At 68.8% G+C, this 17,858-nt stretch carries 14 protein-coding genes and 1 tRNA gene; 7 read left to right on the plus strand and 8 right to left on the minus strand.

The window, feature by feature from the left end:
- Positions 1-9: 9 nt before the first annotated feature.
- From AC1DB1_RS04275 to AC1DB1_RS04295, 5 genes are read right to left on the minus strand one after another with little or no spacing between them, the layout of a single operon-like run.
- Positions 10-1,638, minus strand: coding sequence for a dipeptide ABC transporter ATP-binding protein (locus AC1DB1_RS04275; RefSeq protein WP_477199908.1), 1,629 nt, complete (start codon positions 1,636-1,638; stop codon positions 10-12).
- Positions 1,635-2,495 (minus strand): ABC transporter permease, encoded by an 861-nt coding sequence (locus AC1DB1_RS04280; protein ID WP_477199909.1) that lies wholly within the window; start codon positions 2,493-2,495, stop codon positions 1,635-1,637. Before AC1DB1_RS04280 ends, AC1DB1_RS04275 begins: the two co-directional genes overlap by 4 nt.
- Complete coding sequence (locus tag AC1DB1_RS04285) at positions 2,492-3,448, minus strand: ABC transporter permease (RefSeq protein WP_271176554.1); 957 nt, start codon at positions 3,446-3,448, stop codon at positions 2,492-2,494. The genes AC1DB1_RS04280 and AC1DB1_RS04285 overlap by 4 nt, the downstream gene beginning before the upstream one ends.
- A 30-nt stretch (positions 3,449-3,478) precedes the next feature.
- Positions 3,479-5,131, minus strand: a complete 1,653-nt coding sequence (locus tag AC1DB1_RS04290) for an ABC transporter substrate-binding protein (RefSeq protein ID WP_477199910.1) — start codon at positions 5,129-5,131, stop codon at positions 3,479-3,481.
- A 55-nt stretch (positions 5,132-5,186) separates the two neighbouring features.
- Complete coding sequence (locus AC1DB1_RS04295; protein WP_477199911.1) at positions 5,187-6,839, minus strand: amidohydrolase; 1,653 nt, start codon at positions 6,837-6,839, stop codon at positions 5,187-5,189.
- A 180-nt stretch (positions 6,840-7,019) separates the two neighbouring features.
- Between AC1DB1_RS04295 and AC1DB1_RS04300 the strand changes: the two genes are divergently transcribed.
- Positions 7,020-7,724: a TetR/AcrR family transcriptional regulator gene (locus AC1DB1_RS04300; RefSeq protein WP_477199912.1), complete on the plus strand. Its 705-nt coding sequence runs from the start codon at positions 7,020-7,022 to the stop codon at positions 7,722-7,724.
- Between the two features lie 148 nt (positions 7,725-7,872).
- Here AC1DB1_RS04300 and AC1DB1_RS04305 read toward each other — a convergent pair whose 3' ends face one another.
- The 3 genes from AC1DB1_RS04305 to AC1DB1_RS04315 form a co-directional block, all read right to left on the minus strand.
- Positions 7,873-9,795 carry a PKD domain-containing protein gene (locus tag AC1DB1_RS04305; RefSeq protein ID WP_477199913.1) on the minus strand — a complete coding sequence of 641 codons (1,923 nt, stop codon included), beginning with the start codon at positions 9,793-9,795 and terminating at the stop codon, positions 7,873-7,875.
- 182 nt (positions 9,796-9,977) lie between these two features.
- Complete coding sequence (locus AC1DB1_RS04310; protein ID WP_477199914.1) at positions 9,978-10,280, minus strand: YciI family protein; 303 nt, start codon at positions 10,278-10,280, stop codon at positions 9,978-9,980.
- A gap of 96 nt (positions 10,281-10,376) precedes the next feature.
- A tRNA-Leu gene (locus AC1DB1_RS04315) sits at positions 10,377-10,460 on the minus strand.
- Between the two features lie 206 nt (positions 10,461-10,666).
- Between AC1DB1_RS04315 and AC1DB1_RS04320 the strand changes: the two genes are divergently transcribed.
- Genes AC1DB1_RS04320 through AC1DB1_RS04345 form a run of 6 tightly spaced genes read left to right on the plus strand, consistent with a single transcriptional unit; the run spans position 10,667 to position 17,792 of the window.
- The gene (locus tag AC1DB1_RS04320; protein WP_477199915.1) at positions 10,667-11,410 is read left to right on the plus strand and encodes an FhaA domain-containing protein; all 744 of its coding nucleotides are present in this window, start codon (positions 10,667-10,669) and stop codon (positions 11,408-11,410) included.
- The gene (locus AC1DB1_RS04325) at positions 11,407-11,970 is read left to right on the plus strand and encodes an FHA domain-containing protein FhaB/FipA (RefSeq protein WP_271176546.1); all 564 of its coding nucleotides are present in this window, start codon (positions 11,407-11,409) and stop codon (positions 11,968-11,970) included. The genes AC1DB1_RS04320 and AC1DB1_RS04325 overlap by 4 nt, the downstream gene beginning before the upstream one ends.
- A gap of 2 nt (positions 11,971-11,972) precedes the next feature.
- A complete protein-coding gene (locus AC1DB1_RS04330) occupies positions 11,973-13,226 on the plus strand; it encodes a PP2C family protein-serine/threonine phosphatase (protein WP_477199916.1) in 1,254 nt (417 codons plus the stop codon).
- On the plus strand, positions 13,210-14,607 hold the full coding sequence (locus AC1DB1_RS04335) for an FtsW/RodA/SpoVE family cell cycle protein (protein ID WP_271176544.1): 1,398 nt from the start codon (positions 13,210-13,212) through the stop codon (positions 14,605-14,607). The genes AC1DB1_RS04330 and AC1DB1_RS04335 overlap by 17 nt, the downstream gene beginning before the upstream one ends.
- Positions 14,608-16,062 (plus strand): peptidoglycan D,D-transpeptidase FtsI family protein, encoded by a 1,455-nt coding sequence (locus tag AC1DB1_RS04340; RefSeq protein ID WP_271176543.1) that lies wholly within the window; start codon positions 14,608-14,610, stop codon positions 16,060-16,062.
- Positions 16,059-17,792 (plus strand): serine/threonine-protein kinase, encoded by a 1,734-nt coding sequence (locus AC1DB1_RS04345; protein ID WP_477199917.1) that lies wholly within the window; start codon positions 16,059-16,061, stop codon positions 17,790-17,792. Before AC1DB1_RS04340 ends, AC1DB1_RS04345 begins: the two co-directional genes overlap by 4 nt.
- Positions 17,793-17,858: the final 66 nt, after the last annotated feature.

Genomic DNA, 17,858 nt, shown 5'->3' on the forward strand with positions numbered 1-17,858 from the left:
CCGGCGTGGCTACGCGACGATGGCCGGGATCGAGTCGATGAGAAGCCGCGTGTACGGATGCTCCGGATGCCGCAGGATGTCGTCCGTCACCCCGCGCTCGACGATGCGGCCCTGACGCATCACCACCACCCGTTCGCAGACGCGGCGCACCACAGCCAGGTCGTGACTGATGAACAGCACCGTGAGGCTGCGGGCACGCCGGATCTCCGAGACCACGTCGAGCACCTGCGCTTGAACGGAGACGTCGAGCGCGCTCGTCGCCTCGTCCATCACCAGCACGCGCGGCTCGATGGCGAGCGCGCGAGCGATCGCCACCCGCTGACGCTGGCCGCCCGAGAGCGTGCGCGGATGCGCCTGCGCGTGCTCCTCGCTCAGCCCCACCTGGTCGAGCAGCCCCAGAGCGCGTGCCCGCGCTTCACCGGAGGTCAACGGCGCGTGCAGCCGCAGGGCGTCTTCGATCGCTCGTCCCGCCGGGATGCGCGGGTCGAGCGACAGGTACGGGTCCTGGAAGACCATCTGCACACTGCGGGCATGGGCGAGCCGCTCGGCGCGACCGCGCGGCCGTGTGGCGCGCTCGATGCCGTCGATGCGGATCTCCCCGCCATCCGGATGCTCGAGCCCGACGATCATCCGAGCGAGCGTCGACTTGCCCGACCCGGACTCGCCGACCACGCCGAGCGCCTCCCCCGCATGGACAGTGATCGACGTGTCCTGGACGGCCGGCACCGGCGCCTTGCCCCGCGGGTGGTAGGTCTTCGACAGCGACCGCGCCTCGAGCATCGGCGCGGGCGCGTCGGAGGGCACGAGGCGGGCCGGGTCCGCATCCGGGATCGCGGCGCGCTCGTCGCCGGGCCCCTGTTGTGTGAGGTCGAGGGTGGGAGTCGCGGCGACCAGGAGCCGCGTGTACTCCGCGCGCGGCTGCCGGAACACCTGGCGCGCCGGCCCCTCCTCCACGATCCGGCCCTTGCGCATGACGTAGACGCGATCGCAGATGGATGCCGCCAGCGTGAGGTCGTGAGTGATGAAGAGCATGCCCATCCCGCGCCGCGCCCGCTGCTCGGTGAGGACCGCGATGATCTCCGCCTGGGTCGTCACGTCGAGCGCAGTCGTGGGCTCGTCGCACACCAGCAGCTGCGGGGAGCCGGCGAGGGCCCCCGCGATCATGACCCGCTGCAGCATCCCGCCCGAGAACTCGTGCGGGTACTGACGCAGGTGCTCCTCGGGCCGCGGCAGTCGCACGGCGTGCAGCAGCTCGATCGCCCGGGCGCGTGCAGCGGATGCCGACCAGCCCTCGCCGAGGCGGAGAGCCTCGGTCAGGTGGTCACCGAGCGTGCGCATGGGGTTGATGCCGGCGCGCGGATCCTGGAAGATCATGGCTGCTCGCGAGCGGCGCAGGCGCAGCAGCTCGCGCCTGGACGCGCCGATGACCTCGGTGCCCTCCAGCCGGAGGGCACCGGTCACCGTGGCCCCGGTGGGCAGCAGACCGAGCACGGCTCGGGCGGTCAGCGACTTGCCCGAGCCCGACTCGCCCACGAGGCCGACGGTCTCGCCGTCGCCGACGTGGAGCGAGACGTCGTGCAGGAGCCGCGCGCCGGTCGGGAGATCGAGCGTGAGCTGCGAGATGTCGAGGAGTGTCATGCGGCGGATGCGCCTCCGATCCGGTCCGAGAGCTCTTCGCCGACGATGTTCACCGCGACGACGACGATCACCACGGCCACCGCAGGAACGATCGCGGGCAGGAAGTGGCCGCCGACGATTCCGGCCTGCGCCTCGTTGATCATCGCGCCCCAATCGGCGGTCGGAGCCTGCACCCCCAGGCCGAGGAATGAGAGGCCGGCGAGCTCGGCGAGCACGTAGCCGAAGTTCAGCGTCGACTGCGCACCCACGATCGGAGCGACGTTCGGCAGCACCCGGCGCAGCGCGATCCAGCCGCCGGAGAAGCCCTGCACCCGGTATGCCGCCACGTAGGGCCGGCTGCGTTCGGCGAGGACCAGCGACCGGGTGAGCCGGGCGACGAACGGGGCATACGCGATGCTCATCGCGATGACGGGTGCGACCAGTCCCTTGCCGAACAACGCGACCGCCATGATGGCGATGAGCAGCGACGGGAACGCGAAGAGCACGTCGAACACGCGACCGAGCACGGCATCGATCCACCCTCCGCGCCACGCCGCGAAGAGGCCGAGCAGGATGCCGACCGCGGTGGAGGCGATCACGACGATGAACGGGCCGATCAAGGCGGTGCGCGCGCCGAAGATCAGCCGGCTCAGCGTGTCCCGGCCGAGCGCGTCCGCCCCCAGCCAGTGCGCGGTGCTCGGCGACGCGTAGATCGCCGTGAAGTCGATGTGATCGGGGTCGTACGGCGCGATCAGCGGGGCGAAGACCGCGGCCAGCGTGATCACGGCGAGCACGACGAGACTGATGGTCCAGCTGATCGCCGGCCGTCGCGTTCGGGATGCCCGCAGCACCTTCACGGCCATGGTGGGAGTCGTCATCGGGCACCTGCTCCTGCCGCCGAGCGCGGATCGATCACGGGTTCGAGGATGTCGACGATCGCGTTGACCACGACGAAGGCTGTCACGACGAGCAGCACGATCGCCTGCACCACGGGGAAGTCGAGCCGGTCGACCGACTGCACGAGCAGCGAGCCGATCCCGGCCAGCCCGAAGGCCGACTCGACGATCGTGCTGGCCACCAGCAGCCCGGCGACGAGCACGCCGCTCACCGTCACGATCGGCCCGATCGCGTTGCGCAGCACGTGGCGGCGGATGACGGTGGCCCGCGTCAGCCCCCTGCTCGTGGCCACCTCGACGTGCTCGCGTGCGAGCTGGTCGACCATCGACGTGCGGGTCACCTTGCCGACGAGCACGATGAACACGATGGCGAGCGCGATCGACGGCAGGACGAGGTGGTAGATCGTGTCGACGAATCCGTCACCGGAACCGAACGACGGGAACCAGCCGAGCTGCACGGCGAAGACCGAGATGAGCACGATCGATCCCACGAACGACGGGATCGCGGCGAGCACGGTGAGCCCGACCAGCACGGCGCGGTCGAGCATCCGGCCCTTGTTGAGCGCCGCGACGACGCCCGCCGCGAGCCCGACCACCGTGATGATCAGCCCGGCGATGAGAACGAGCCCGAAGGTGACCGGCAGGCGCTCACCGACAACCGTCGCGACGTCCTGCCGGTACTGCAGGGAGCGGCCGAAGTCGCCGTGCAGGATGCCCCCGACCCAGTTCACGTACTGCTGCCAGGGCGGCAGGTCGAGGCCGTACTGCGCCGTGAGATCGGCGACCGCCTGCGGGCTCGGCTTGCGCCCCCGGAGCAGGAAGCTGATCGGGTCGCCCGGCACCAGGAACCGCGAGAAGAAGACCAGGAGCGAGGCGAGGAACAGGGTCAGCAGGAGCGAGCCGAGCTTGCCGAGCACGCGGCGGGCGACGCTCACTGCGCCGCCGCTTCGGCGCGGCCGGCCGGCCTAACGGGCGCCAATGGTGGCCGCCCACGGGTAGTAGAGGAACGCGACCGACGGCTGCACGCCGGTGATGCGCTTTCCGAGGTAGACCGAGGTCGGCGACTCGAACAGCGGCAGCCACGGGAGCTGATCGTTGGCGATGCGCTGGGCCTCGGCCGACTTCTCCGAGCGCGCAGCGGGGTCGTCGATTCCCAGAGCATCGGACACGACGGCGTCGAACGAGGGATCGGACCAGTTGCCGTAGTTGCTGAAGTCCCCGGTGCGGAGCACGGAGTACATCTCCAGCGGATCCGGCGATGACAGATACCAGGAGGTGTAGAAGAGATCGGCGCCCGCCCGCGCGGCCGGGTCGCTGAAGAGGGTCGTGTACGCGTTCGGTGTGACGGTCTCGATCTTCGCCTTCAGGCCGATCGACTGCGCCGCCGCTGCCGTCGCCTGTGCCACGACACTGAAGTCGGTGCCGATCGGCGCCGTCCTGATGACGATCTGCTTGCCGGTCGCCCCGGCCTTCTCGACGAGGGCTTTGGCCGCCTTCACGTCGTACGGGTAGGCGTGCAGCCCGGTGAACGCCGTGGCGAGGGCATCCTTGCTCGCGCCCTCCCACACCGACTTCGTCGTGAGGGCGTCGGTCACCGTGCCGTAGCCCTTGACGGCGGCGTCGACGATCCCCTGACGGTCGAGCGCCATCATCAGCGCCTTGCGCACGTTCACGTCACCGAGCGGTCCCTTGAGATTGCTGACGACGAGGCTGTTCACCGCGGTGTTGAGCCCGAAGTACAGCTTGCCGCCCGACGAGGAGCCGGAGAGCTTGTCCACGGCGTCCATCGGGATCATCCAGCTGCCGTCGACCTCGCCGGAGGTGAGCGCGTTCGTGCGCGATGTGGAGTCGTTCATGAAGAGGAAGGTGACCTTGCCCGCCTTCGCCTTCAATGTCGAGTCCCAGTAGCCCGGGTAGCGCGTGAGGGTGATGCTCTCCCCCGACTTCCACGAGGTGAACTCGAAGGGACCGGTGCAATTGACCCCGCCGGTCGAGTTGCCGTAGTCGGCCCCCGCCTTCGCGAGGGTCGCCGCCGACTCCACGACGCCGGCCGAACCGCCCATCGCCAGGTTGAACTGCGAGTCCGGCCTCGTCGTCGTGACGGTGACCTCGCGCGGGCCCGTCTGAGTGATCGACGAAACGTTCTGGTACACCGAGAACCACGCCGAGCCCACGGCCGGGTCGAGGTGACGACGCATCGAGGCCACGGCGTCGGCCGCCGTGAGCGGCGTCCCGTCGTGGAAGGTCACTCCGTCACGGATCTCGTAGACCCATTTCAGCGGCGTCGGATGGCTGAAGGATGTGGCGAGGCTCGGCGAGAGGGTCCAGTCCGGATTGAGCCGCAGCAGCGACTCGCACACATTGGCGAGCACCTGGTTGTCCGGGTAGTCGAAGGCGTGCGCGTAGTCCAGCGTGAACGGCTCCGCGTAGATCGCCCAGGTGAACGACGGGATGTCGCCCGACGGCGCCGCGGTCTTCGAGGTGAGCGTGAAGCTCGGGTGGTCGCCGCTGCTGCCGCCCGAGGACCCCTGGGGCGAGCAGGCGGCGAGCAGCAGTGCGGCGGTCAGCGCGCCGGCGACGGCTGCCGCTCTGCGCCGGTTCGAGGGGGATGTCGTCATGGCGCGCTCCTTGGGGTTCGGGGGGGGCTGGGGTCTGTCGGATGGTCGGGGCTGGTCAGCCCTCACGCGTGTAGACGGGCTCGCCCTCCACCCACGTCGAGACCACTTCGGACAGGTGGATGTCTTCGACCGGCCCGGCGAAGGGGTCGGGATCGAGCACGACGAGGTTGGCCAGGTAGCCGGGCGCGATCGAGCCGGTGTCGTGATCCCGGTGGTTCACATAGGCGGAGCCCGAGGTGTATGCGGCGAGCGCCGCGGCGAGGGGGATGCGCTGGTGCGCACCCCCCAGCGGCGCGTCGTCGCTACCGGGAGAGACACGGTTGACGGCTATGTGGATCGCCTCGACCGGGTCGGCGCTGGAGACGGGCCAGTCGCTGCCGGCCGCCAGTCGTGTGCCGTGACGCTCGAGATCGCCGAACGGGTACTGGCGGCTCGCCGCGCTCTCCTGCAGGAACGGCAGGGTCAGCTGATCGAGCTGCGGCTCGTGACAGGCCCAGAGTGCCTGCAGGTTGGCGATCGCCTCCAGCTCCGCGAAGCGCGGCACGTCCTCCTCGGCCACGACCTGCAGATGGGCGAGATGGTGGCGCCCGTCCGTCGCCCCGTTCGCCGCCCTGGCCGCCGCGACCGCGTCGAGCGCCTCCTGCACGGCCCGGTCGCCGAGCGCATGGAAGTGCACCTGGAAGCCCTCACGGTCGAGCGCCGTGACGTAGTCGCGCAGCAGCACGGGGTCGATGAACGAGAGACCCCGGTTGGCGGTGTCGTGCCCGTGGGCATCCCGATACGGGGCCTTCATGGCAGCGGTGGCGTTCTCGGCCACGCCGTCGACCATGATCTTCACGGTTCCCACGTGGAAGCGGTCGGATCCGAGGGCGGCGACCTGATCGCGCCGCTCGATCATCGAGGCCACCTGCTCATCACCCTCGGAGCGTGACCACCACTGCGCTCCGACCACGTGCGCGACGAGGGTCCCCTCCTCGACAGCCCTGCGGTACGCGCCCAGATTCTCGCTGAGCCCGGCGGCCGTGCCGATGAGGGCGTCCTGCCATCCGGTGATCCCGAGCCGGAGGAGCTCGCTCTGCGCGCGGAGCAGGCCCGCATAGCTCAGCTCGTCGTCGTTCTCGGGGCGCACGGACGCGAACAGGTCGGCCGCGCCCTCGTGGAACGTTCCCGCGGGTGAGCCGTCGGGCTCGCGCTCGATGCGGCCGTCTGCCGGGTCGGGCGTCGAGGCGTCGATGCCGGCCATCCGGATGGCGGCCGAGCTCGCCCACACGCTGTGGTGGTCCCGGCTGCTCAGCAGAACGGCGCGGTCGCCAACGGACTCGTCGAGGGCCTGCCGTGTCGGCGCCCCGCCCGCGAAGTGATCCATCGACCAGCCCCCGCCGAGGATCCAGCCATCCGGATGCTCGACCGCGTACTCCGCGATCCGGCGCAGCGCGTCCGCGGCATCCGTCGCGTCGGTGAGATTGCACTGGAGCAGCTCGATGCCGCCGCCCACCGGATGGATATGCGCGTCCTGGAATCCCGGGGCGACAAGCGCGCCCGCGAGGTCGACGACGGTCGTGTCGTCCCCGATCACGGCGGCGGCCTCGTCGCTCGGCACGATGGAGTCGATCCTGCCCGCACGCACGATGACGGCGAACCCGTCGAGCGGATGGCCGGAGCCGGTGAAGATCGCACCGCCGGTGAAGACCGTATCGGCTGTTGTCACGTGGAGACCTCGGTTCGTCGAAGCTGCGCCACCGCTCGTCGTCGAGGCGGATTGATGGGATGCTAATCGCGTGTCACGGGTGTTGTCAACGCTGTTGACTGCATTCGTCCATCGCCTAGAGTTGTCGCAGATCGAGCGGGCCGACCGGCGGCGACGCCCGAGCAGGGACGCGAGGGGAACATGGCCGAAGCGCGAGGCCCCGATGGAGCGGAGCGGCCCCGGCTGAGCCGGGAGGTCATCATCCGGGCTGGGCTGGAGCTCGGCTCCCGGCACGACACGGCTGCCGTCTCGGTGCGCAACATCGGCGCAGCGCTCGGCGTCGACCCGACTGCGATCTACCGGTACTTCCCGAGCAAGCAGGCACTCATGGAGGCACTGCTCGACGACGTGCTGGTGCGGGTCATCGAGCGCATCGATCTGAGCGCGGACTGGCGACAGCGCCTCACCTCCCTCGCGGTCGGCACCCTCGAGGCGTTCGTCGCCGTGCCATCGATCGCCCTCGAGGCGACGGTGCTCACGACCAACGGTCCGGGTGAGACCGACACGATCGAATGCATCCTCGGCGCGTTCGCCGAGGCCGGGCTCGCGGGCGAGTCACTCGTGCAGCACTACGCGTTCTACGCCTCGTACGTGTTGTCCGAAGCGGCAGGCATCGCGCGAGGCCGGGGCGATCACGCCGATCCGGACGCGGACACCTCAGCCGGTGCCTCATCGTCCGGCAGTTCGAGCCCGTGGTTCGAGGGCCCGCTGCTGGTCGACCCGACGAAGCAGCCGCACCTCGCCTCGGTGGCCGGCGAACTGGGTGCGCTGCAGGATCACGACATCTTCCGCTTCGGCGTCGACGCGATCATCGCCTCGGCGGAGCGGGCGGCAGCGGCGGGCTGACCGGGACGCACCCGTTCGACGTCAGCTGCGCGAGCCGCGGTGTACGTCACGGTGCCGTGGGTGAGGCGGTCTCCATTCCCGCGATAGTACAGGGAGCGCTGTATTGAAGAAACGCGGTGCCGCTGTGCCGCCGTGCCGCCGGCAGCTCCTACGGCGTGACGGCCGTCAGGTCGTCGACACTCAGCGAGAGCGGCGCGTTGGCGACTCCGCCCGACAGGTAGCCCGTGATCCCGAGCCCGCCCGGTCCCTGCAATTCGGGTGTCGCATCCGAGATGGAACGCTGCCACGTCGTCGGCTCCGCTGTGCCGGTCAGCCAGGCGCGCGATTCGATCAGCGTGGGGTTCGTGCCGGTGATCTTCAGCCTGATGGAGAGCTTCGCGCCCGCCGCGTAGGTTCCCGGGATGGCGACCCCGTTCTGCACGATCACCTCTGCGCCTCCCGTCGAGTTCACGCGCACGATGTACATCGAGAGCTTGCCCGCCGACGAGATGACGACCTTCGACTGGTACGCGCCCGCCGTGGCGATGCGCCTGCCCGAGATCGACAGGTAGACGCTTCCGGACGACGGCAGCTTGTCGAGTGCGACAGTGAACCGCAGATCCGTCGCCGCAGACGCGACCGAGGCGAGATAGGTCGTTCCACCCGACGCCGTCGGCAACTGCATGGTGCCGACGCCGCCGGCGACGGCGTATCTGGTCGCGCTCCCCGTGAAGGTCCAGGCGCCGCCCGTCGGAGCCGTACCCCAGCCGTTGCTCACGACGCGCTCGAAGGGGTCGCTCGCGAGTGCGCCGGGTTGCTGCGGAGCGGTGACCGTCACCGTCCTGGTCGTCGTGCCGGATGCTCCCCCGTTGTCGGTCACGGTCAGCCGCGCCGTGTATGTGCCCGCAGCGGAATATACGTGTGAAGCGGTGATGCCGCTGCCGGTCGAGCCGTCACCGAAGTCCCAGGCGTACGAGGCCACGGTGCCGTCGGGGTCGGCCGACGCCATGCCGTCGAACGAGCAGCTCAGATCGGTGCAGTTCGACGTGAAGCTCGCGGTCGGCGGCACGTTGCCACCCCCTGCGCCGAGGGTGAAGGAGTCCGTGAAGGCCGCGCCCGCGACCCGTGCGAAGGAAGCGGTGAGCTCCGTCGCGGACGCCGTCACGTCGAGAGAGCCGTAGACCGGAGCCGCGCTCACGCCTCGCGTTGCGCCGAAGTAGCCCGCCTCGGAGTCGGCCGGGTTGATGTCGTAGTTGCCGTTGCCTCCCGTTCCAACCGTTGCGAAGACCGTGCCGGCGCCCTTCGTCATGAGGGTGTCGGAGTCGGCCACGCAGGCTGCGGTGAAGGTCCCGGGGACGATCGCCGGGCATCCGGCACCCGTCGCCAGTTGCTTCGTGCGCTGGTACAGGTGCTCGTGACCGCTGAGAACGAGGTCGACCTTTTTACTGACGAGGAGGTTGAGCAGGTCGGCGCCGGGGTCGCAGGTGTACTGGCCCATCGACAGGCAGGGCTTGTGCATACCGACGACGACCCACGGGATGCTCGCGCTGCGTGCCCCGTCGATCGCAGCCGCCGTCCAGTTGTAGCGGGACGTGCCCGCAGCGTAACTCCAGGTGCCGTCGGCGAACGGGAGTGCCGGGGAGATCATCACGAACCGCACGAGCGGAGCGCCCTGGGGCACGTCGACGTAGTACTGCCTCCCGTAGGTCCCGACCGCGCCGGGCAACTGGTTCGGAAGGCAGGCCGAGAAGTCGTTGATGTTGCCGTTCTGACCGTTGCTCTCATGGTTGCCGGAGACGAGCTCGAAGGGGAAGCCGGCCCCGACGTTCTGCGTGACCAGGTCGCACCACGACTGCTCCTGACCGGTCGGCGTGTACGACAGATCGCCGAGTGCGAGGGCGAGGTCGGGATGCGCGGAGCCGATGCCCGCGAAGACGGCCTGCGCCGAGGCGGCCGTGCCGAAGTCGCCGGCCGCCATGAAGCGCACGGTCGACGCATTGGGCGCTATCCCGGCTGCTCCCGGTACGGCCATGGCGGCCACGACGAGGGCGGCAGAGGCGGCGAGTGCCACGGGGATTCGGAGGGCGCGCATCCGATCGCTCCTTAACGGCTCGCGATCACGTTCTACTGTCACAGGGCTTCGATGTCCTGTCAGAGGCAGTAGCCCGGCGTGCGGGCCCTGGCCTCAGGCTAGCCCTCGAAAACCGTTCAGGAAAGGTGAACTGAGCATTCCTCACACAGTTTCGGGTCGGCGTCGTCGACCCGGGAGAGTGCTCAGCGGCTGGTCCCGTACTCCTCCAGCACTTCCACGCTTCCGCCGAACGCGAGGTTCGGACTCCTCGTGGCGACCTCGACGGCGGCATCCATCGATTCGAACTCCACCATCGACGCACCCCGCACGTCACCGCTGTACTCGCTGACGCCGCTCGATGTCACGAGCTTTCCACCCGCGACGCGGATCCCGTAGTCCTCCTGCAGCGCGATGTTCCACGCGCGCCATGCTTCCCTGTTCTGCGCGACCCGATCGGCCGGCACGGGGTCGGGGCCGGCCCGGTAGATGAAGATGAACGATGCCATGCGGCCCATCCTCCCAGTCGCGAGGTTGCGTCCGGTCTGCAATCGCGGCCGGAAACAGGGAAAGGCCCCCGGATCACCGGGGGCCTTTCACGTTCGTGCGCGAGGGGGGACTTGAACCCCCACGCCCTTTCGAGCACTGGCACCTGAAGCCAGCGCGTCTGCCAATTCCGCCACTCGCGCGAACTAGGAGAGATTATCACGACAGCGCGCGCATTCTGAATTCGGGCCGCTGCCGCCCGCTCAGGGCATGCCGGCACGCGCAGCACCGGGGTACTGCACAGGTCATTCCCGGGATGGATCTTCGCACAATAGAGAGGAGCGCTTGGGCGGCTTCTCACCGGGGCCGACTAACATGCTCATAGTCGACGAGCCGGAGCGGGAGACCTGTGGGCATTCTGGACAACTTCGAGAGAGGTCTCGAACGTGCTGTCAATGGTGCGTTCGCCAAGACCTTTCGATCGGGGCTGCAACCGGTCGAGCTGACGAGTGCGCTCCGGCGCGAACTCGACACGAAGGCCGCGGTGGTCACGCGCGACCGCATCCTGGCACCCAATCGTTTCGTGCTCACCATGTCGCCGAGCGACTACAAGCGGATGCACGGCATGGGCGCCGCGCTCACCGACGAGCTCGTCTCGTTCGTGCAGCAGCACGCCACCAGCCAGCACTACCAGTTCGCGGGCGGCATCTCCATCGACCTCGTCGAAGACGCCTCCGTGTCCGAGGGGATGCTGCAGGTCGATTCCGAGAACGTGAAGGGCGCCGTCGCCTGGACCCCGGTGCTCGAGATCAACGGCAAGCGCTACCCGCTGAGCCGTTCCACCACCGTGATCGGCCGCGGCAGCGACGCCGATATCACCGTCGACGACACGGGCATCAGCCGCAAGCACGTGCAGATCATCTGGGACGGCCAGCGGGCGCAGGTGCAAGACCTCGGCTCGACGAACGGCTCGCAGCTCAACGGCCAGCCCGTGCGCAAAGCCATCCTCGAGCCCGAGTCGGTGATCAGCATCGGCCGCACGCGCATCGTGTTCCGCGTGCTGCCCGAGGCCGCACCGCCGTCGCCGCCGCGCAACTTCGTCGACGACGCCACGCGTCGCCACGACGTCGGCGGCTTCTGGAGCGAGTCGTGAACCCGAGCGAGCTCACGCTGCTCGTTCTGCGATTCGGGTTCCTCCTCCTGCTCTGGGCGTTCGTCTTCGGCATCGTCTACGCCCTGCGTACCGACCTGTTCGGACAGCGGGTGCGCAAGCTGCCCGAGCCCCAGGCCGCCGCGGCCCCGTCGCCGTTCCCCGCCGCCCCCACCTCCGGTGCGACCGCCCCCACGATGCAGCCGCCGCCCGTGTCCACCCTGCCGTCCGGCGCGAACACCGCGAGCGGCCGGCCGAAGGCGACTCTCGTCTCCGCGACGCGGCTGGTCATCACCTCGGGTCCCCGTCAGGGAACCGAGCTCGCACTCGGCCGTGAGCCGATCACGATCGGGCGCTCGAGCGAGTCCGGCCTCGTGATCCGCGACGACTACACCTCCACCCACCACGCGCGTCTCCTGCTCTGGAACGACGAGTGGATGATCCAAGACCTCGACTCCACCAACGGCACCTTCCTCGACGGCAAGCGCGTCAGTGTCCCGACTCAGATCCCTCTCGACACCCCGATCAAGATCGGAACGACCACCTTCGAGCTGCGACGGTAGCCGTGGCAGCTCCGAACAGGGCAGCGGCCGTCTCGCACGTCGGCAAGATCCGCTCCAACAACCAGGACTCCGGCTACGCCGGGCACGACCTGTTCGTCGTCGCCGACGGGATGGGCGGCCACGCGGGAGGCGACGTCGCGTCCGCCATCGCCGTCAACCGCATCCGCGAGGCCGACCGCGAGTACCAGACCGCGTCGGAAGCCGAGTTCGCCCTCCAGTCCGCACTGATCGCCGCCAACTCGTTGCTGGCCGAGACCGTGTTCGAGCATCCAGAGCTCACGGGCATGGGCACGACGGTCAGCGCCCTCATCCGGGTCGGCGACCAGATCGCGCTCGCGCACATCGGCGACTCGCGCATCTACCTGTTCCGCGACGGCGAGCTGAAGCAGGTCTCCATCGACCACACCTTCGTGCAGCGGCTCGTCGACAGCGGCCGCATCACCGAAGAAGAGGCGATGGTGCATCCGCGCCGTTCGGTGCTGATGCGCGTGCTCGGCGACGTCGACGCGTCCCCCGAGATCGACACCTGGATCCTCGACACCCAGCCAGGCGACCGCTGGCTCATTTGCTCCGACGGCCTGAGCGGCGTGGTCAAGAACGACGACCTCAAAGCCGCGCTCGCCTCCCGCGACGCTCCCCGCCAGGTCGCGGAGAAGCTGGTCCGCCAGAGCCTCGACGCGGGCGCTCCCGACAACGTGACGGTCGTGCTCCTCGACATCGCGGATGTCGCGCCCGGCGATGTCATGAAAGACCCGGTGACCGTCGGGTCGGCATCCGCACCGCTGTCGTTCGGAGGCGACCAGAAGCCGACCTCGCGCACCACGCGCCTCCCGACGCTGCGGCTGCACCCGATCCGGCCGGCGACGGGCCCGACCCACTTCGAGCCGCAGTCCGAGGACTACCTCGATGAGCTGATCGAAGAGGACCAGCGACGCGTCCGCCGCCGCAAGATCACCTGGCTCGTCGGGGTCATCGTTCTCGTGGTGGCCATCGCGCTGGCCGCCCTGCTCGGCTACCAGTGGACGCAGTCCCGCTACTTCGTGGGCGCATCCCCGGCCGGCAACGTCGCCGTCTACCAAGGGGTGCAGCAGAACCTCGGGCCGATCACCCTGTCCCACGTCTACGAGGAGTCGTCGACGCCCGTGGACACCCTGCCCTCGTACGACAAACAGCTCGTCGAGCAGACCATCAACGCCGACTCGCTGAGCGCGGCGCGATCGATCGTAGAACAGTTGAGCGATGTCTCAGGCAAGTAGAGCGGCAGTGACCGACGCGCCCAGGCCCGACACGGGTCGGGTGCGACGGCTGCGCCTCCCCGCCCGCCTCCGCAACCTCGAGCTGCTGCTGCTCCTCATCGCCTGCGGCATCAACGCCGCCGCCATCGTGCTCGTGCAGCTCGGTGCCCTCGGGCACGTCGACCTCACCCTCGTCTACCTCGGCGTCGGCCTCTCGGTGCTGGTGTTCGGGATGCACATCGCGCTGCGTTACGTGGCGCCGCAGGCCGACCCGTTCCTCCTCCCAATCGCGACGGTGCTCAACGGCATCGGTATCGCGGAGATCTACCGCATCGACATCCACTACGCCGATGTCGGCTGGAACAGCGCCGGGGTGCGTCAGATCGTCTGGAGCGCGATCGCGATCATCTGCGCCCTCGTGGTCATCATGGTCATCCGCAACCACCGGGTGCTGCAGCGCTACACCTACATCTTCGGGTTCGCGGCCCTGTTGCTCCTGCTCCTGCCCATGCTCCCGGGCATCGGCCAGGAGATCTTCGGCGCCCGCGTGTGGATCCACATCGGCCCGTTCAGCTTCCAGCCCGGCGAGATCGCCAAGCTGTGCCTCGCGGTGTTCTTCGCCGGCTACCTGGTGCAGCGGCGCGACTCCCTCTCGATGGTCGGCAAGAAGTTCCTGGGCATGCGGTTCCCCCGCGCGCGCGACCTCGGCCCGATCCTGGTCGTCTGGCTGATGTCGATGGCCGTGATCGTCTTCCAGCGCGACCTCGGCACCGGCCTCCTGATCTTCGGCCTGTTCCTGGTGATGATCTACACAGCGACGGCGCGCATCAGCTGGGTCATCCTGGGTGTGCTGCTGATCGTCGGCGGCGCCGTGGTCGCCAGCCAGGTCCTCCCGTACGTCAACGACCGCTTCCAGAACTGGCTCAACCCGTTCTCTCAGCAGGTCTACGACGCGCAGGGGGGCAGCTTCCAGCTCGTGCAGGGCCTGTTCGGGCTCGCGCACGGCGGCCTGATCGGCACCGGACTCGGCCAAGGCCAGCCCTGGGTCACCCCGGTGGCGAACAGCGACTACATCATCGCCAGCCTCGGCGAAGAGCTCGGCCTCGCCGGCCTGTTCGCGATCTTCGCGCTCTACCTGCTGTTCGTGGCACGCGGGCTCCGGATCGGCTTCGCCGGGCAGGACGACTTCGGCAAGCTGCTCGCCGTCGGGCTGTCGTTCACTGTGGCTCTGCAGTGCTTCATCGTGATCGGCGGCGTGACGCGCGTCATCCCGCTGACCGGACTGACCACGCCGTTCCTGGCGGCCGGAGGATCGTCCCTGGTGGCCAACTGGATCATCGTGGCGCTGCTGCTGCGCCTGTCCGACACCGTCCGCAATCAACCACGATTGGTGGTGAGCTGAGTGAATCGTGAGATCAAGCGCGTCAGCTCCATCGTTCTGGCGATGTTCCTCGCGCTGCTCGTGGCCACGTCGATCCTGCAGGTCTTCCAGGCCGACACCCTGTCGGCGGATGCCCGCAACAGCCGGGCCCGCAACGACAGCTACTCCCAGCAGCGCGGCGCCATCCTGGTCGCCGGCCAGCCCGTCGCGCAGTCCGTGCCGTCGAAGGACGTCTACAAGTTCCAGCGCGTCTACAGCAACGGGCCGTTGTACTCGGCTGTGACGGGCTTCTATCCGATCGACGGACAGGCGACCGGCCTCGAGGGCGCCCTGAACGACACGCTCAGCGGCGCGTCGAACTCCCAGTTCTTCGACCGGGTGAACGCCATCCTCACCGGCAAGAACCCGCAGGGGGCATCCGTCGAGACGACCATCGATCCCGTGGCGCAGAAGGCCGCATACGACGCGCTCGGCGACTACCAGGGCGCCGTCGTGCTGCTCGAGCCGAAGACCGGTCGCATCCTGGCGATGGTGTCCAAGCCCACGTTCGACCCCAACGTGCTCGCTTCCCACGACACCGAGGCCGTGAACGCGGCGTACAAGCAGCTGGTCGACACGCCTTCACAGCCGCTGATCGACCGTGCGATCGGCGGAAACCTGAACCCGCCCGGATCGACGTTCAAGCCCGTGATGAGCGCAGCCGCCTTCGGCACCGGCAAGTACAACAAAGACAGCCAGCTGCCGAACCTGTCGTCGTTGCAGCTGCCGGGCACGAGCACCGTCGTCAAGAACGACAACTTCAGCACCTGCGGTCCGGGCAACACGGTGTCGATCGCCACGGCGCAGATCCTCTCCTGCAACATCCCGTTCGCTGAGCTGGGCATGCAGCTGGATGCGGAGACCATCCACTCGCAGGCCGGTAAGTTCGGCTTCAACCAGGACCTCTCGATCCCGATCCCCGTGGAGAAGAGCGTGTACCCGCTCTATACGGACGACGCCCAGCGCGCGCAGGGATCGTTCGGACAGCTCGACGACCGGGCGACGCCGCTCCAGATGGCGATGGTGTCGGCCGGGATCGCGAACGGCGGAAAGGTCATGTATCCGAACCTCGTCGACTCGATCCGGTCCGCGAATCTGCAGACGATCGAGAGCTTCACACCCAAGCAGCTCGACCAGGCGGCGACCCAGGAGAACGCCGACACGATCAAGCAGATGATGGTGGACGGGGTCGATCACGGCGTGGCGAGCAATGCAAGAATAGACGGGGTCACGGTGGGCGGAAAGACCGGGACGGCGCAGAACGGCGAGAACGATCCGTACACGTTGTGGTTCACGGGTTTCGCCCCGGCTGAGAACCCCCAGTTCGCAGTGGCGGTAGTTGTTGAAAATGGCGGTGGCCAAGGTCAGAACGGCACGGGTAACTCCATCGCCGCTCCGATCGCGAAGAAAGTACTAGAGGCGGTGCTGAATAAATGAGACCCACAGCAGGGCTCACCTTCGGGGGACGATACGAGCTGCAGTCGCGCATTGCGATCGGCGGCATGGGCGAGGTCTGGCAGGCCACCGACCTCGTGATCGGTCGTACCGTCGCGATCAAGATCCTGAAGGACGAGTACCTGGGTGACCCGGGCTTCCTCGAGCGCTTCCGTGCGGAGGCCAGGCACGCGGCCCTCGTCAACCACGAGGGCATCGCCAACGTCTTCGACTACGGCGAAGAAGAGGGCAGCGCCTTCCTCGTGATGGAGCTCGTGCCCGGTGAGGCGCTCTCCACCATCCTCGAGCGCGAGCATGTGCTCAGCACCGACAAGACCCTCGACATCGTCGCGCAGACCGCCGCCGCACTGCACGCCGCCCACGCCGCCGGTCTCGTGCACCGCGACATCAAGCCGGGCAACCTGCTGATCACCCCCGACGGCCGCGTCAAGATCACCGACTTCGGTATCGCCCGCATCGCCGACCAGGTGCCGCTCACGGCGACCGGTCAGGTCATGGGCACCGTGCAGTACCTCTCGCCCGAGCAGGCATCCGGGCACCCAGCGTCGCCGACCACAGACATCTACTCGCTGGGCATCGTCGCGTACGAGTGCCTCGCGGGCCGCCGCCCCTTCACGGGCGAGTCGCAGGTCGCCATCGCGATGGCGCAGATCAACGAAGCCCCGCCCGAGCTGCCGGCGACCGTCGCCGAGCCGGTGCGCAACCTCGTGTTCGCCTGCATCGCCAAGAACCCGGCCGATCGTCCGGCGTCCGCTGCCCACCTCGCGCGTGCCGCCCAGGCGCTGCGCCGCGGCGACGTGCAGGCCGCTGCCGCTTCCGTGCCGGCCGTTCTCGGCGTGGCCGGGCTGACGAGCGCGTCGACCGTGCTCATGCCGTCGGCCGGCGCCGCCACGGAGGCGACCACCGTCCTCCCCGCGGCAGGTGCGCCGCTGACGGAGGAGACGGAGACACAGACCTCGACCACCACCAAGAAGCGGTCTCCGTGGACCTGGCCGCTCATCGCCCTCATCGCGCTGCTCGCACTCGTGCTGATCGGCACGATCATCGCCCTGGTCGCCCAGCCGAAGAACCCCGTGACGCCGTCGACGAGCCCGAGCAAGACCGCCTCGCAGACGCCGTCGCAGACGCCGAGCAGCACGCCGACGCCGACCAGCAACACCGTGCCGATCAACGAGGCGGACTTCGACGGGCTCACCGCCGACCAGGCCCGCGCCAAGCTGCAGGACCTCGGGATGATCGCCAACGTGCAGCAGGGGAACGCGGCCACCAAGGCGGCCGACGTCAACAAGGTCTACTCGGTGAACCCGACCGGCCCCGTGCCCAAGGGGTCCGAGGTCACGGTGAAGGTCTGGGGGCCAGTCACCCCCGTACCCACGCCGACCGACACGGTCAGCGCCTCGCCGCCCTCCCCGTTCACGCTCGATGCCGACCCGACGAAGAACGTCGTCACGATCACGTTCGGCTCTGCCACCTGCCCGGCGGGTCAGAAGCTCGCGGGCCGTCGTCTGATCATCGACGGCCAGGCGCAGCCGCCCGTCAACGCGAACTCCACGACCTGGACCGCCACCGAGGGCGATCACCAGATGGCCTACACGATCTTCTGCGGCGAGTCCGTCGAATCTGATCCGTCGCCGACGATCACCTACACGGTGAACCCGGCGGCGCCCGTCCCCGGCGGCGAGGGGACGACCGACCCCAGCGCCGGTCAGTGACCGTCGTCGCCACGGCCGCGCCCCTAGGAGATATCCAGACAGCCCCCGCTACACTATCCGGAGTCC

The organism is Leifsonia sp. 10N434 (assembly GCF_056394405.1).